The organism is Streptomyces sp. NPDC096323 (genome assembly GCF_040302845.1).
GTDB lineage: Bacteria > Actinomycetota > Actinomycetes > Streptomycetales > Streptomycetaceae > Streptomyces.
Map to the genome: position 1 here is coordinate 425,739 of NZ_JBEOSI010000003.1, position 14,729 is coordinate 440,467.

Sequence of the window (14,729 nt, forward strand, 5' to 3'; positions counted from 1 at the left end):
CTGCGGGCCGCGGAAGCCGCTGCCGGGCCGTGTCAGGCCGCGGCGGCGGCGCCCAGCCCTGCCAGCAGCAACAGCGTGAAGCGGCGGGCCCATTCCGCGTCGACGGGCTCGGCGCTGACCAGTGCCCGGTGCACCACCGCGCCGGCGATCACATCGAAGACGAGGTCGGCGGTCAGCGCCGCCGTGGCCTCGTCCGCTTCCACGGGCAACTCCCCGCGCTCCTGCGCCCGTCGCCGCCCCTGGAGGACGAGGCGCTTCTGCCGGTTCACGATCGAGTCGCGGATCCGGGTGCGCAACGCCTCGTCGCGCGTCGACTCCGCGACCACCGCCATGAGCGCGGTCTGGGTCTCCGGCCGCTCCAGCAGCGCGGCGAACTGCAGCACCATCGCCTGTACATCGGCGGACAGGCTGCCCAGGTCCGGAAGTTCCAGCTCGTCGAAGAGCACCGCCACGGCGTCCACGACCAGCTCGTTCTTGCCCGCCCATCGCCGGTACAGAGTCGTCTTGGCGACCCCCGCGCGCGTCGCCACATCGCCCATCGTCAGCTTCGACCAGCCAAGGTCGACCAGCGAGGCTCTGGTGGCCTCGAGGATCGCCTCATCGGCGGCGGCACTGCGGGGACGTCCCGTTCGTGAGGGTTTGGGGTGGCTGCGGCTCAGCATCCCGCGACCATACCCGCCGGTAGCTAGTTTCGGCCGACCCGGTCTGCCGTGAGACAGATCACCGAACACTCTTGTGCACCGGGGGCGGTGGCCAGTTACGCTACGGGTCGTAGCGTAAGAACGATGGCCCTGCCGTCGAGGCGCTGCGAACGAGCTGCAGCCACAGGCGCCGGGTGGGGACCGGGCGCCGAACCGGGTCTTTCAGGGGCCCTCGGGCCGTGTCCGTACGCGCACCCCGCACGCCGGCGGGGACCGCGGACGGGTGCGGTTCCCGTTATCGCTTTCCGGAACAGTGCGCCGAGGGGGGAGGATGTACGTATGCAGCCTAGGAACATGTCCATGAGCGGCGTCGTCGACCTCGCCGCGGTGAAGGCGGCCGGTGAGGCCAAGGTGAAGGCGGAGCAGGCACGCGCCGAGTCCGCCCGGCAGGGCGGCCCCGCAGCCGTGCCCCCGTCCTCCCTCGTGATCGACGTCGATGAGGCGGGCTTCGAGAGCGACGTCCTCCAGCGCTCCGCCGAAGTCCCGGTCGTCATCGACTTCTGGGCCGAGTGGTGCGAGCCGTGCAAGCAGCTGGGCCCGCTCCTGGAGCGCCTGGCCCGTGAGTACAACGGCCGCTTCGTGCTGGCCAAGGTCGATGTCGACGCCAATCAGATGCTGATGCAGCAGTTCGGGATCCAGGGCATCCCGGCCGTCTTCGCCGTCGTCGCCGGACAGGCGCTCCCCCTCTTCCAGGGCGCGGCCCCCGAGGCCCAGATCCGGGAGACGCTGGACCAGCTGATCCAGGTCGGCGAGGAGCGGTTCGGCCTCACAGGCATCGCGGTCGACCAGGACGCGGCGGGCCCGGACGCGGCCGCGCAGGCCCCCGAGGCTCCCGCGGGACCGTACGACTCGCTGCTGGAGGCGGCCGCGCAGGCGCTGGACGCCAATGACTTCGCCGGCGCCGCCCAGGCGTACCGGAACGTCCTCTCGGACGACCCGGCCAACAGCGAGGCCAAGCTCGGCCTGGCCCAGGCGGAACTCCTGGCCCGCGTCCAGAAGATGGACCCGCAGCAGGTCCGCAAGGACGCCGCCGAGAACCCGGGCGACGCGCAGGCGCAGATCGCCGCGGCCGACCTCGATCTGGTCGGCGGTCATGTCGAGGACGCGTTCGGGCGTCTCGTCGAGACGGTCCGCCGGACGTTCGGCGACGACCGGGACCGGGTGCGGGTCCGTCTGCTGGAGCTCTTCGAGGTGATCGGCCCCGACGACCCGCGCGTCGGGGCCGCGCGCACCGCGCTCGCGCGCGTCTTGTTCTGATCTGACAACACGGCCGTGGCCCCGGGTGGGGGTCACGGCCGTTTTCGCGTTCCGGCGATAAGAGAGCCCTCCGCTTTACCAAATCTTGATAAAACGACGGCCTGTTACTCGCAGTAAATCGATCTTCGGGATCTGTCCGGCTTCGCTCCTCAATGTTGGCTTTCGTCTGCCGGGTGGGGGCAACCCTCTGTGGCCGCTCGATGCCGCGGGGTCGTGGGTCGGTTATCGGGCCGTTACTAGCGAGTAACGAACCCCCTTGTGTCACGGCCGCGAATGGACCACGATCGGCCACGCTCGGTCCAATAACGCCAGTCCGGCTGCCAGCCGGTGCGGCGGCTCTGTTGGGTCCCCACCGAGTGGATCGGCGGCAGTGGCGCCGATTCCGGACAGGGGGGTTCCTGCTGACCGCAGGGCCTGTCCGAAACAGGTTGCGCGAACGCGTGGCCAGTGGTTGTCGCTCGGGGGTGATCGCCGGTGATTCGGGCACGGTTCACGCCCCGTCCGCAGGCGCTCTCCTTTCCGAGGACGTAGCACTTCTCCCCTCCCAGGCCGGGCAGGATGCCAGGCCGGAGATGTACGTCCGAGAAGGAGGAAAAGTATGAGTTCCCAGGTTCGCGGTGGCACGAGATGGAAGCGTTTCGCTGTCGTCATGGTGCCGAGCGTCATAGCCACCGCCGCGGTGGGTGTCGGTCTGGCACAGGGCGCGCTCGCCGCGTCGTTCAGCGTGTCCGGCCAGGAGTTCAAGGTCAGCGCGGATGAGCTGGTCGGCCAGGACTTCGTCCAGTACGGCAGTGTGGCGACGGGCAAGGACCTCAAGGGCAAGGACATGGCCGCTCCGGTCGCCGTGTCCGGGTTCAGCGAGGCCACCATCACCAACATGTGCCAGTCGGTCGTCACGCCCGACCTGCCGTTCGGTCTTGGCAGCATCACGCTGCAGCTGAACGCCGGCACCGGCAAGGACAAGGTCTACGCCAAGGACCTGTACCTCGATGTCTCGCAGCTCAACGCGGACGCCGAGTTCACGAACATCGACATCGGCGTCGCCGCCGGTTCGCTGAAGAACCCGGGCATCCAGCCCGGCACGCAGGCCAACCCGTACGGGTTCTCGCAGCGCGCCGAGGTCGCCAAGCTGTCGAACGTGCGCCAGCAGGCATGGGCCACCACGGCAGGAACGTTCAAGCTTCCCGACCTGTCGCTGAAGCTGCACAAGGGCGTCAAGGAGTGCTACTAAGCACTCGCCCGGGTGGCCGGGGTGCGCCTCGCAGCGGACCTCCGGCCACCCACCCTTCTCTTTCTCACAGCAGTACCGGTTCCAGGGAGCTGTTTTCCATGAGCCCCGAATCCCAAGGGCAGAACGAGCACCAACTCAGCGTCTCGCGGCGGGCGTTCCGCACCTGGCGGGGTAACCGGCCGTTCTGGGCGGGCCTGTTCACCATGCTGGGTGGTGTACCCATCGCGTACTTCCCGTACGCGAACATGCACCTCGGCAACATGACGCTGGCCATGTCCACCACCGCGGGCGCCGGATCGCTCATCATCGGGGTCCTGCTGATCACGCTGGGCCTGACGATGTGGTTCCACAGCATTGTCCGGGTCTTCGCCGGTGTCGCGTCGATTCTGCTGGCGCTGATCTCCATACCCGTCGCCAACATCGGCGGCTTCCTCATCGGCTTCCTTCTCGCCCTCATCGGTGGCGCGCTCTCCGTGTCCTGGGTCCCGGGCGACCCGAACGCGGACGAAGCCGGTCCCGAGCAGCGCCTTCTCGGTGAGGAGGAGGAGCCGGAACTCCTCGGTGCCGAGGCGTCGGACGGCTTCTCGATCATGAAGGACACGCAGGCCCCGGTCCACTCCGAGGGTGCGCTCCACGGGATGGGTGTTCCGGAGCAGCAGCCGGCGCGGTACGACACGACAGTCGAGGCCGACGGCAGGAGGCATCGTGCGGGGTGACGACAGGCAGCTGAACGCCCTCGGCGAGGGCGGCCTCCAGGAGCAGCGGGGGCCGCGCCACGCAGCCCCCAAGAAGTCGCTGCTGACGAAGCTGCACATGCCCTCCGGCAAGAAGGCGTTCGCGCTCGCGGCGATGCCGACGGCCGTCTTCGTCGGGATGGGGCTCACGCCCAAGCTCGCGATGGCCGACGACTCCACCGACATCCCCTTCGCGCCCGGCCCCTGCGTGACCCGGTCCGACGAGCCGAGCGAGTCGGCGGACCCGTCGCCCTCGGCGTCGAAGACGCCGTCCCCGTCGGCCTCCGCGAGCAGCAAGCCGACGCCGGAGACGAGCGAGACGGCGAGTCCGGAGCCCACGGCCACCCCGTCGGCATCGGCGAGCGCGACGGACGAAGCGACGGCCGGCACCTCCGAGACGGCCAAGAAGAGCGCCGACGCCCCTGCCGCGACGGCCAGTCCGAGTCCCACCGCCACGACGTCGACGAACCCGCTCGACCCGCTGGGAGTCGGCGACGCGCTCAAGGACCTGTTCGACGGACCGGACGAGGAGACGGCGAGCCCGTCCCCCAGCGCCACCACGGCGGCGCCGGAGCCCTCGAAGCCCTCGGAGTCCGCCACCGTGGAGCCCACGGAGAAGGCGGCCGACAAGCCCGTCGAGAAGGTCACGGACGCGGCGAAGGACACGGTCGACAAGACCGCCGACGCCATCCGCGACGCGGCGGACAAGGCCGGCAAGCCGGTCGAGGAGCTCGCCGAGGACGTCAAGGGACTCGACCCGAAGGCGGACGAGGACATACCGGACGGGGCCAAGCAGCCCTTCCCGTGCCCGACCGCCGACCCGGAGGCCCTGGCCAACGCCAAGCTGGAGCCGGGCATCCCCCGCCTCCCGAACGACCCGTGGATCCTGGAGAGCTCGCTGCTCACCCTCGTCGGGCTCGACTACAAGGGCATCGTCGAGGTGGAGAAGGGTGACGGCAGCACGAAGAAGGTGCTGAAGTTCACCGCCTCCTCCATCGACATCAAGGACCTCCACCAGCTGACCGTCGGCCCGATGCCGGGCGTGACGGGCCATGTGAAGGCGCGCAAGGGCTCCACGTCGACCATCCGCGACGGCGAGGTGACGATGTACACGGACGAGCTGAAGGGCAACCTCTTCGGCCTCATCCCGATCACCTTCAGCCCGGCGACCCCGCCGCCGCTGAACGTGCCGTTCGCGTTCTTCACCAATGTGAAGCTGAAGCAGGCGGGCCAGTTCGGCGGGACGCTGAAGGTGCCCGGTCTGCAGAACTACTTCACCGCCGAGGACACCGGCTGACACGGCCCGGCCCTGTTCGGGAGCCGCACAACGGCTGTGGGCCGCACCCCCCAAGGGGTGCGGCCCACAGTCATGTCTGCGGCGGAATCCGTCAGTCGCGGGTCTGGCCGCCCACCTGGTGGACGCGGACCATGTTGGTGGTGCCGGGGATGCCGGGGGGCGAGCCGGCCGTGATGACCATCGTGTCGCCGTTGCTGTAGCGGTTCAGCTTCCGCAGTTCGCCGTCGACCAGGTCCACCATCGCGTCCGTGGTGTCCACGTGCGGGACCACATAGGCCTCGACGCCCCAGCTGAGGGCCAGCTGGTTGCGGGTCGACTCGTCCGTGGTGAAGGCCAGGATGGGCTGGGCGGCGCGGTAGCGGGAGAGGCGGCGGGCGGTGTCGCCGGACTTGGTGAAGGCGACCAGGGCCTTGCCGTTCAGGAAGTCCGCGATCTCGGCGGCGGCGCGGGCGACCGAACCGCCCTGGGTGCGGGGCTTCTTGCCCGGGACCAGGGGCTGGAGGCCCTTGGAGAGGAGCTCCTCCTCGGCGGCGACGACGATCTTCGACATCGTCTTGACCGTCTCGATCGGGTACGCGCCCACCGAGGACTCCGCGGAGAGCATGACCGCGTCCGCACCGTCCAGGATCGCGTTGGCGACGTCGGATGCCTCGGCGCGGGTCGGCCGCGAGTTGGTGATCATCGACTCCATCATCTGGGTCGCCACGATCACCGGCTTCGCGTTCCGCCGGCAGAGCTCCACCAGGCGCTTCTGCACCATCGGGACCTTCTCCAGCGGGTATTCGACCGCGAGGTCGCCACGGGCGACCATCACACCGTCGAACGCCGCGACGACGCCCTCCATGTTCTCGACGGCCTGCGGCTTCTCGACCTTGGCGATGACGGGGACCCGGCGGCCCTCCTCGTCCATGATCTTGTGGACGTCCTTGACGTCGCTCGCGTCCCGCACGAAGGAGAGCGCGACCAGGTCGCAGCCCATCTTCAGGGCGAAGCGCAGGTCGTCGATGTCCTTCTCGGACAGGGCCGGGACATTGACCGCCGCACCCGGCAGGTTGATCCCCTTGTGGTCGGAGATCACCCCGCCCTCGATGACGATGGTGTGGACGCGGGGGCCGTCCACGGAGACGACCTTCAGCTCGACGTTGCCGTCGTTGATCAGGATCGGGTCGCCCTTGACGACGTCGCCGGGCAGGCCCTTGTAGGTCGTACCGCAGATCGACTTGTCGCCGCGGACGTCCTCGGAGGTGATGACGAACTCGTCCCCTCGGACCAGCTCGACCGGGCCCTCGGCGAACTTCGCGAGGCGGATCTTCGGGCCCTGGAGGTCGGCGAGCACGCCGACCGCCCGCCCGGTCTCGGCGGCGGCCTTGCGGACCCGGTCGTAACGACCCTGGTGCTCCGCGTGGGAACCGTGACTGAAGTTGAATCGGGCCACGCTCATGCCGGCCTCGATCAGAGCGACGAGCTGCTCATGGGAGTCGACGGCGGGACCGAGGGTGCAGACGATTTTGGAACGGCGCATGAGGCGGATCCTATCGGTTTGTTTCGCTGCGGAATATTCCGTCTGGTGGAAGATACAAAGGGGCGCGGGGGCGCTCAGTTGTCGACCAGTGCGAAGGTCTGGCCGGCGATCTCCAGCTCTTCGTCGGTCGGCACCACGGCGACGGCGACGCGGGCGTAATTCGGCGAGATCAGACGGGCTTCGCCGGATCGTACGGCGTTGAGATCCGCGTCCACCACGAGGCCGAGTTCCTCCAGACCCGCGATGGCAGCCTGGCGTACGGGAGCCGAGTTCTCGCCGACCCCCGCCGTGAAGACCACGGCGTCCACCCGGCCGAGGACGGCCGAATAGGCGCCGATGTACTTCTTCAGCCGGTGGATGTAGATGTCGAAGGCGAGCGCGGCCCGCTCGTCGCCCTCGTCGACCCGGCGCCTGATCTCCCGCATGTCGTTGTCGCCGCAGAGGCCGACCAGACCGCTCTTCTTGTTGAGAAGTTCATCGATCTCGTCGGCCGACATTCCCGCCACCCGCTTGAGGTGGAACGTGACCGCCGGATCGATGTCTCCCGAACGCGTACCCATGACCAGCCCCTCCAAGGGGGTCAGCCCCATCGAGGTCTCCACGCACCGGCCGCCCGCCACCGCCGAGGCCGACGCGCCGTTGCCCAGGTGCAGCACGACGACGTTGACGTCCTCGGGGGCCTTCTCCAGCAGCTCGGCCGCCTTGCGGGAGACGTACGCGTGCGAGGTGCCGTGGAATCCGTAGCGGCGGATCCGGTGGGCGTCGGCCGTCTCCACGTCGATCGCGTACCGCGCCGCGTACTCCGGCATCGTCGTGTGGAACGCCGTGTCGAAGACCGCCACCTGCGGCAGGTCGGGGCGCAGCGCCCGGGCGGTGCGGATGCCGGTGATGTTCGCCGGGTTGTGCAGCGGCGCGACCGGCACCAGGCGCTCGATCTCCTTCAGCACCTCGTCGGTGATCACGGTCGGCTCGGTGAACCGCAGCCCGCCGTGCACCACCCGGTGGCCGATCGCGGCAAGCTCGGGGGAGTCCAGCCCGAGCCCGTCGGCCGCGAGCTCCTCGGCGGCCGCCTTGAGCGCCGCGTCGTGGTCGGGGATCCGGCCGTGGCGCTCCCGGCTCTCGCCGCCGCCGGCCAGCGGGGTGTGGACGAGCCGGGAGGTCTCCTCGCCGATGCGCTCGACCAGGCCCGACGCGAGGCGGCTGCGGTCGCGCATGTCGAGGAGCTGGTACTTCACCGAGGAGGAGCCGGAGTTGAGGACGAGCACCCGGGTCGCTCCGGGGGTGGTGGCGGTGTCTTCGGTCTTCGGGGTGGTCATGCGGGTCGCTCCTCGCCCTGTGCCTGGATCGCCGTGATGGCCACGGTATTGACGATGTCCTGGACGAGTGCGCCCCTGGACAGGTCGTTGACGGGCTTGCGCAGCCCCTGGAGGACCGGGCCGACGGCCACGGCCCCCGCCGAGCGCTGCACGGCCTTGTAGGTGTTGTTGCCGGTGTTCAGGTCCGGGAAGATCAGGACCGTCGCCTGGCCCGCCACCTCGGAGCCGGGCAGCTTCGTCGCGGCGACGCTCGGCTCCACGGCGGCGTCGTACTGGATCGGGCCCTCGATCATCAGGTCCGGGCGGCTCGCGCGAACCCGGTCCGTCGCCTCGCGGACCTTGTCGACGTCGGCGCCCGTGCCGGAGGTCCCGGTCGAGTACGAGAGCATCGCGATCCGGGGCTCCACGCCGAAGCGGGCGGCGGTCACCGCGGACTGCACGGCGATGTCCGCGAGCTGCTCCGCGTCCGGGTCCGGGTTGACCGCGCAGTCGCCGTACACCAGGACCTTGTCGGCGAGGCACATGAAGAAGACGGACGAGACGATCGAGGCGTCCGGCTTCGTCCGCCCAGCGCCCGCCGCCACCCTGCCTGACGAGCTGCGCTCGGCCCCCTTCGTTCTAATGATCTCGAACGCGGGCCGGATCGTCGCCGCCGTCGAGTGCACGGCTCCCGAGACCATGCCGTCGGCGAGCCCCTCCTGGACCATCAGGGTGCCGAAGTAGTTGACGTCGGAGACGACGTCGTACGCGAGCTCGACCGTCACCCCGCGGTGGGCGCGCAGCTGTGCGTACCGCTCCGCGAAGGCCTGGCGCAGTTCGGAGGTCTGTGGGTCGATGAGCTGGGTGCCGGCCAGGTCGATCCCGAGGTCGGCGGCCTTCTTGCGGATGACGTCGGGGTCGCCGAGCAGCGTGAGCTCGCAGACGTCGCGCCGCAGCAGTACGTCGGCGGCGCGGAGCACCCGTTCCTCGCCGCCCTCCGGCAGCACCACCCGGCGCCGGTCCGCGCGGGCCTGCTCCAGCAGCTCGTGCTCGAACATCATCGGCGTGACCCGGCCGCTGCGGGCCACCGAGATCCGGTCCAGGAGCGCGGCCGTGTCGACATGTCGCTCGAAGAGCCCGAGCGCGGTCTCCGCCTTGCGCGGGGTCGCCGCGTTCAGCTTGCCCTCCAGCGCGAACAGCTCCCCGGCCGTCGGGAAGGAGCCGCCGGCCACCGAGACGACCGGGGTGCCGGGCGCGAGGCGCGCGGCCAGCTTGAGTATCTCCTCGCCCGGCCGCTCGTTCAGCGTCAGCAGCACGCCCGCGATGGGCGGCGTCCCGGCGCTGTGCGCGGCCAGCGAGCCGACCACCAGATCGGACCGGTCCCCGGGGGTCACCACGAGGCACCCCGGCGTCAGCGCCTTCAGCAGGTTCGGCAGCATCGCCCCGCCGAACACGAAGTCCAGCGCGTCCCTGGCCAGGCCCGAGTCGTCGCCGAGGAGCACCGTGCCGTCCAGTGCCGCGGTGATCTGCGCGACCGTCGGCGCCGACAGGGCCGGGTCGTCGGGCAGCACCGAGCAGGGCACCGGCAGCGTGGCCGAGAGCCGCTCCGCGATGCCCTCGCGGTCGGCGGACGCCACCCGGTTCACGATCATCGCCAGCACGTCGCAGCCGAGGCCCGCGTACGCGCGGTACGCGTTGCGGGTCTCGGCCCGCACGGACTCCGCGTCCTGCTTCTGGCCGCCGACCACCGCGATCACCGAGGCGCCGAACTCGTTGGCGAGGCGGGCGTTCAGGGCCAGCTCGTCCGGGAGCTGCGTGGCGGCGAAGTCCGTGCCGAGGACCAGCACCACCTCGTAGGCGGCGGCCACCCGGTGGAAGCGCTCGACGAGCCGCGAGACCAGTTCGTCCGTACCCCGTTCGGCCTGGATGGCGGAGGCCTCGTGGTAGTCGAGGCCGTAGACGGTCCCCGGGTCCTGGGACAGGCGGTAGCGCGCCCGCAGCAGTTCGAAGAGCCGGTCGGGGTCGTCGTGGACCAGGGGCCGGAAGACCCCGACCCGGTCCACCTGGCGCGTCAGGAGTTCCATGACTCCCAGATCGACGACCTGGCGGCCGTCCCCCCGGTCGATCCCGGTCACGTACACGCTGCGCGTCACGCGTGCTCTCCCGTCGTCTCATGTCCGGTACATTGTCCGGTTCAGGTGATATCGCCTGTTTGACGATACCTGCGGGGACCAAAGGGCCGCCCGCCGGACGAAAGCCCCCGGACGAAAGCCCCCGGGCGCGGCCGCCGCAACGCTCCGGCGGCCGTTCCGGGCGCCCCCGGAGCAGCCGGAAGCGCGAGGTGCGGACCCGGCGTGGGACAATCGTCGTGACTCACGGTACGGGGGATGATGCCGTTGCCCCCGGCCCGCACGGCACACGACGGGCCCCAGCGAGCAGGAGATACAGCACGATGCGCATCGGAGTTCTCACCGCAGGCGGCGACTGCCCAGGCCTGAACGCAGTGATCCGCTCGGTCGTGCACCGTGCCGTGGTGGGCCACGGCGACGAGGTCATCGGCTTCGAGGACGGGTTCAAGGGCCTCCTCGACGGCCACTTCCGCCCCCTGGACCTGAACGCGGTGAGCGGCATCCTCGCCCGCGGCGGCACCATCCTCGGCTCCACCCGCCTGGAGCGCGCCCGGCTGCGCGAAGCCGCGGAGCACTGCGCCGAGCTGAGCCGCCGTTACGGCATGGACGCGCTGATCCCCATCGGCGGTGAGGGCACCCTCACGGCGGCCCGGATGCTGTCCGACGCGGGCATGCCCGTCGTCGGCGTCCCGAAGACCATCGACAACGACATCTCCGGCACCGACCGCACCTTCGGCTTCGACACCGCCGTGGGCGTCGCCACCGAGGCCATAGATCGGCTGAAGACCACCGCCGAGTCCCACCAGCGCGTCATGGTCGTCGAGGTGATGGGACGCCACGCCGGCTGGATCGCGCTGGAGTCGGGCATGGCCGGCGGCGCGCACGGCATCTGCCTGCCCGAGCGCAAGTTCCAGGTCGAAGACCTCGTCAAGATGGTCGAGGAACGCTTCGCGCGCGGTAAGAAGTTCGCGGTCATCTGCGTCGCCGAGGGCGCGCACCCGGCCGAGGGCTCCATGCCGTACGCCAAGGGCGCGATCGACCAGTTCGGCCACGAGCGCTTCCAGGGGATCGGCAACCGCCTCGCCGTCGAGCTGGAGACCCGGCTGGGCAAGGAGGCCCGTCCGGTCATCCTCGGTCACGTCCAGCGCGGCGGCACGCCGACCGCGTACGACAGGGTGCTCGCCACCCGCTTCGGCTGGCACGCGGTGGAGGCGGCGCACCGGGGCGACTTCGGGAACATGACGGCCCTGCGCGGCAACGACATCCGGATGGTGCCGCTGGCCCAGGCGGTCACCCAGCTCAAGACCGTGCCCCTGGACCGGATGCACGAGGCGGAGTCGGTCTTCTGAGCCGACGCCCGGCGAGACCGGTGCGTCCTACGCGTCCGCCGTGTCCCAGAACCGCTCCACGATCCCCGCGAGGAATGCCCGGCCGGCGTCCCCGCTCGTGCCCGACCGCTCCGTTCCCGTGCTGCTCCAGCTGAGCGTGGACACCATGAGCGCCTGGTAGTCGGCGTGCAGCCGGTCGAGCATCCCGTGGACCAGCGGCCGGTCCACTGGTGCGAGCTTCGACACCGGCTTGACGTACCCCTGCCAGCGGGTCGTCACCGCGCTGCGCAGCAGTTCCGCCAGCTCCTCGTCCCGCCCGCAGACCGTCACGAACGCGGCGGCGCTGAGCCCGAGTGCCTCGCTGAGCGCGGCGGACTGGCGTTCGTTGCCGCGCCACTTGCCCGACTCCTCCATCCGCAGATACGCGGAGGCGGACATCCCGAGCACGCCCGCCAGCTCCTCCGGGCTCACCTCCCGGGCGATCCGGTGCTCGCGCAGCGTACGGGCGGCGGTGAGGAGTTCGCCGGGGGCGCACCACAACACCCCTGCCAGCGCGGTGAGTTCGTAATCGGTCGGTGAGGCGAGTCCGCGCTCCCAGGCCGCGACCGTCTCGGCGGTGATCCGGAGGCCGTACTGGGCGCCGAGGCCATAGGCGACATGACCGGGAGCCATGCCCAGGGCCTCGCGAAGTCTTCGCGCGGCGGGGGCGTTGAAAGGCGGAGTGGGGTGCACGGGCCCACCGTAGGAGGTCGGAGGCGGTATGACTACGGTGTGTTCATACCGTGGTCACGCCTCGTAGGAACGTCCAGACGGCTCCTTTGGGCGCTGCTTCCCGGTCAGCGCCCCTCGGCCAGCCATCGGTAGTGCAGCTCGGGGCGCCCGATCTGTCCGTACTGTGGACTGCGCACCGCCCGCCCGGCCGTCACCAGGTGTTCCAGGTAGCGGCGCGCCGTGATGCGGGAGATTCCGAGCTCCAGGCCGGCCGCCGCCGCCGTCACGCCGTCCGGGGCCGCGCGCAGCACCCGGGTCACCGCGTCCAGGGTCGGGCGGCTGAGGCCCTTGGGCAGGCGGGCGGGCTGCGGGGTGCGCAGGGTGGCCAGCGCCCGGTCCACCTCGTCCTGGCCGCTCGCCTCACCGGCCGTGGCACGGAACTCGGCGTAGCGCACGAGCCGGTCGCGCAACGTGGCGAAGGTGAAGGGCTTCAGCACGTACTGCACGACGCCGAGCGAGACCCCCTCGCGGACCACGGCCAGATCGCGGGCCGAGGTCACCGCGATCACATCGGCCCCGTGCCCGGCCGCGCGCAGCGCACGCAGGAGCTGCAGCCCGTGCCCGTCGGGCAGATACAGATCCAGGAGCAGCAGATCGACCGGGACGCGGTCCAGCGCCCGGACCGCCTCGGCCCGGGTGTGCGCGACGGCCGCCACGGAGAATCCCGGGACGCGGTTCACGTACAGCTGATGGGCGTCGGCGGCCACGGGGTCGTCCTCGACGACCAGCACCCGGATCAGGGGGGTCACAGGGCCGCCTCCTTCCGCGCGTCGCTGCCGCTGCTTTGCGCCAGGGGCAGCCGTACGGTGAACTCCGCGCCGCCCTCCGGGCCGTCCTCCAGCACCACGGACCCGCCGTTGCGGTGCGCGGCCTGCCGGACGAGCGCCAGGCCGAGCCCGCGGCCCGTGCCGTGCGTCGACCAGCCGCGGCGGAAGACCTCGTCGGCGTCGGCCGGTCCGACGCCCGCCCCGTTGTCGGCGACGCGCAGCAGGAGTTCTCCGTCGCCGGCGAGCGCGGTGACCGTGACCCGGGCGCGGGGCGGCCGCGGGCCCGTGCGCTGGACGGGGACGCCGTCGGGGGCGCCGGTCACCGCCTCGGACGCCGCCTCCACCGCGTTGTCGATCAGGTTGCCGACAATGGTCACCAGGTCGCGCTGCGGCAACGTCGCCGGCAGGGCCCCGTCGTCGATCAGGCTGTCGTCCGCCAGCACCAGCTCCACCCCGCGCTCGTTCGCCTGCGCGGCCTTGCCGAGCAGCAGGGCCGCCAGCACCGGTTCGCCGACGGCGCCGACGACCCGGTCGGTCAGTGCCTGGGCCAGCTCCAGCTCCGCCGTCGCGAAGCCGACCGCCTCGTCCTGCCGGCCCAGCTCGATCAGCGAGACCACCGTGTGCAGCCGGTTCGCCGCCTCGTGCGCCTGCGAGCGCAGGGCCTGGGTGAACCCGCGCTCCGAGTCCAGCTCGCCGGACAGCGCCTGGAGTTCCGTGTGGTCGCGCAGGGTGATGACGGTGCCGCGCCGCTCCCCGCCCACCACGGGGCGGGTGTTGACCACGATCACCCGGTCCGCCGTCAGGTGCACCTCGTCGACCCGCTCCTCGGACGCGAGCAGGGCCCCCGTCAGCGGCGCGGGCAGATCGAGTTCGGTGACCCGTCGGCCGACCGTGCCGGGCGCCAGCCCCAGCAGCTCGCGGCCCGCGTCGTTGATCAGCGCGATCCTGCGCTGCCCGTCGAGCATCAGCAGCCCCTCGTGCACCGCGTGCAGCGTGGCCTCGTGGTAGTCGTGCAGCCGGCTCAGCTCGGCGGCGTTCATCCCATGGGTGTGCCGCCGCAGCCGGGCGTTGATCACGTACGTGCCGAGGCCGCCCAGCGCCAGCGCCGCGCCCGCCGCGAGCCCCAGGGCGCCCAGCTGCGCCCGCACCTGCGAGGAGACGCGTTCGACCGTGATGCCCGCACTGACGAGGCCCACGATCCGGCCGCCGTCCCGGACCGGGGTCACGACCCGGATCGAGGGGCCGAGCGTGCCGGTGTACGTCTCCGAGAAGGTCTCACCCTGCAGGGCGCGGGCGGTGTGCCCCAGGAAGCTCTCGCCGATCTGCTCGGTGTGCGGGTGCGTCCAGCGGACCCCCTGCGGATCCATGATGGTGACGAAGGCGATCCCGGTCTTCTTGCGGACCCGCTCCGCGTACGGCTGGAGCACCGCCGACGGGTCCGGGGTGCGGATCGCCTCCCCTACCGAAGGCGAACCCGCGATCGCCAGCGCGGCCGTCCGCACCTGCCGCGTCGCGGTCTCCTCGGCCTGGCCGCTGCCGGAGACGTACGCGAAGAAGGCACACCCCGCCACCACGGCCGCGACCAGCACCACCTGCATGGCGAAGAGCTGGCCCGCGAGGCTGCGCGGGCGGGTACGGGGGAAACGCATCCTCACAGCATGCCTGGCCGAAATCGTATGAACGAAATGCACGTAAGG

Annotated in this window: 12 protein-coding genes; 5 read left to right on the forward strand and 7 right to left on the reverse strand. The window is 71.0% G+C overall.

The features are described 5' to 3' along the window. Positions 1–32: 32 nt before the first annotated feature. Positions 33–662: a TetR/AcrR family transcriptional regulator gene (locus ABTX18_RS09785; RefSeq protein ID WP_352122202.1), complete on the reverse strand. Its 630-nt coding sequence runs from the start codon at positions 660–662 to the stop codon at positions 33–35. A gap of 318 nt (positions 663–980) precedes the next feature. On the opposite strand from ABTX18_RS09785, the gene ABTX18_RS09790 reads away from it, so the two are divergent. From ABTX18_RS09790 to ABTX18_RS09805, 4 genes are all read left to right on the forward strand, one after another. Next, entirely contained in the window at positions 981–1,958 is a 978-nt protein-coding gene (locus ABTX18_RS09790; RefSeq protein WP_352122203.1) for a tetratricopeptide repeat protein, read from the forward strand. 598 nt (positions 1,959–2,556) lie between these two features. Further along, positions 2,557–3,189 carry a DUF6230 family protein gene (locus tag ABTX18_RS09795; RefSeq protein ID WP_352122204.1) on the forward strand — a complete coding sequence of 211 codons (633 nt, stop codon included), beginning with the start codon at positions 2,557–2,559 and terminating at the stop codon, positions 3,187–3,189. A 98-nt stretch (positions 3,190–3,287) separates the two neighbouring features. Beyond that, positions 3,288–3,905 (forward strand): DUF6114 domain-containing protein, encoded by a 618-nt coding sequence (locus tag ABTX18_RS09800; RefSeq protein ID WP_352122205.1) that lies wholly within the window; start codon positions 3,288–3,290, stop codon positions 3,903–3,905. Next, positions 3,895–5,220 (forward strand): hypothetical protein, encoded by a 1,326-nt coding sequence (locus ABTX18_RS09805; protein WP_352122206.1) that lies wholly within the window; start codon positions 3,895–3,897, stop codon positions 5,218–5,220. The genes ABTX18_RS09800 and ABTX18_RS09805 overlap by 11 nt, the downstream gene beginning before the upstream one ends. 91 nt (positions 5,221–5,311) lie before the next feature. Here ABTX18_RS09805 and pyk read toward each other — a convergent pair whose 3' ends face one another. The 3 genes from pyk to pta all read right to left on the reverse strand — a co-directional run bounded on the left by pyk (position 5,312) and on the right by pta (position 10,190). Next, positions 5,312–6,742, reverse strand: a complete 1,431-nt coding sequence (pyk, locus tag ABTX18_RS09810) for a pyruvate kinase (RefSeq protein ID WP_352122207.1) — start codon at positions 6,740–6,742, stop codon at positions 5,312–5,314. Positions 6,743–6,816: 74 nt separating this feature from the next. Then, positions 6,817–8,058, reverse strand: a complete 1,242-nt coding sequence (locus ABTX18_RS09815; protein ID WP_352122208.1) for an acetate kinase — start codon at positions 8,056–8,058, stop codon at positions 6,817–6,819. Further along, positions 8,055–10,190: a phosphate acetyltransferase gene (pta, locus tag ABTX18_RS09820; RefSeq protein WP_352122209.1), complete on the reverse strand. Its 2,136-nt coding sequence runs from the start codon at positions 10,188–10,190 to the stop codon at positions 8,055–8,057. Before pta ends, ABTX18_RS09815 begins: the two co-directional genes overlap by 4 nt. A gap of 299 nt (positions 10,191–10,489) precedes the next feature. Here pta and ABTX18_RS09825 point away from each other — a divergent pair, with 299 nt between their 5' ends. Next, positions 10,490–11,515: an ATP-dependent 6-phosphofructokinase gene (locus ABTX18_RS09825; RefSeq protein WP_352122210.1), complete on the forward strand. Its 1,026-nt coding sequence runs from the start codon at positions 10,490–10,492 to the stop codon at positions 11,513–11,515. 27 nt (positions 11,516–11,542) lie between these two features. Here the strand turns inward: ABTX18_RS09825 and ABTX18_RS09830 are convergent, their stop codons facing one another. The 3 genes from ABTX18_RS09830 to ABTX18_RS09840 all read right to left on the reverse strand — a co-directional run bounded on the left by ABTX18_RS09830 (position 11,543) and on the right by ABTX18_RS09840 (position 14,681). After that, positions 11,543–12,166: a helix-turn-helix domain-containing protein gene (locus ABTX18_RS09830; protein WP_352122476.1), complete on the reverse strand. Its 624-nt coding sequence runs from the start codon at positions 12,164–12,166 to the stop codon at positions 11,543–11,545. Between the two features lie 164 nt (positions 12,167–12,330). Then, positions 12,331–13,005, reverse strand: a complete 675-nt coding sequence (locus ABTX18_RS09835; RefSeq protein WP_352122477.1) for a response regulator — start codon at positions 13,003–13,005, stop codon at positions 12,331–12,333. A 5-nt stretch (positions 13,006–13,010) separates the two neighbouring features. After that, complete coding sequence (locus ABTX18_RS09840) at positions 13,011–14,681, reverse strand: sensor histidine kinase (RefSeq protein WP_352122211.1); 1,671 nt, start codon at positions 14,679–14,681, stop codon at positions 13,011–13,013. Positions 14,682–14,729: the final 48 nt, after the last annotated feature.

What these genes read in the sequence shown, in the direction of transcription:
- ABTX18_RS09785 (WP_352122202.1), bottom strand. Translation starts at nt 662, where the DNA reads ATGCTGAGCCGCAGCCACCCCAAACCCTCACGAACGGGACGTCCCCGC.
- ABTX18_RS09790 (WP_352122203.1), top strand. Translation starts at nt 981, where the DNA reads ATGCAGCCTAGGAACATGTCCATGAGCGGCGTCGTCGACCTCGCCGCG.
- ABTX18_RS09795 (WP_352122204.1), top strand. Translation starts at nt 2,557, where the DNA reads ATGAGTTCCCAGGTTCGCGGTGGCACGAGATGGAAGCGTTTCGCTGTC.
- ABTX18_RS09800 (WP_352122205.1), top strand. Translation starts at nt 3,288, where the DNA reads ATGAGCCCCGAATCCCAAGGGCAGAACGAGCACCAACTCAGCGTCTCG.
- pyk (WP_352122207.1), bottom strand. Translation starts at nt 6,742, where the DNA reads ATGCGCCGTTCCAAAATCGTCTGCACCCTCGGTCCCGCCGTCGACTCC.
- ABTX18_RS09815 (WP_352122208.1), bottom strand. Translation starts at nt 8,058, where the DNA reads ATGACCACCCCGAAGACCGAAGACACCGCCACCACCCCCGGAGCGACC.
- ABTX18_RS09825 (WP_352122210.1), top strand. Translation starts at nt 10,490, where the DNA reads ATGCGCATCGGAGTTCTCACCGCAGGCGGCGACTGCCCAGGCCTGAAC.
- ABTX18_RS09830 (WP_352122476.1), bottom strand. Translation starts at nt 12,166, where the DNA reads ATGGCTCCCGGTCATGTCGCCTATGGCCTCGGCGCCCAGTACGGCCTC.
- ABTX18_RS09840 (WP_352122211.1), bottom strand. Translation starts at nt 14,681, where the DNA reads ATGCGTTTCCCCCGTACCCGCCCGCGCAGCCTCGCGGGCCAGCTCTTC.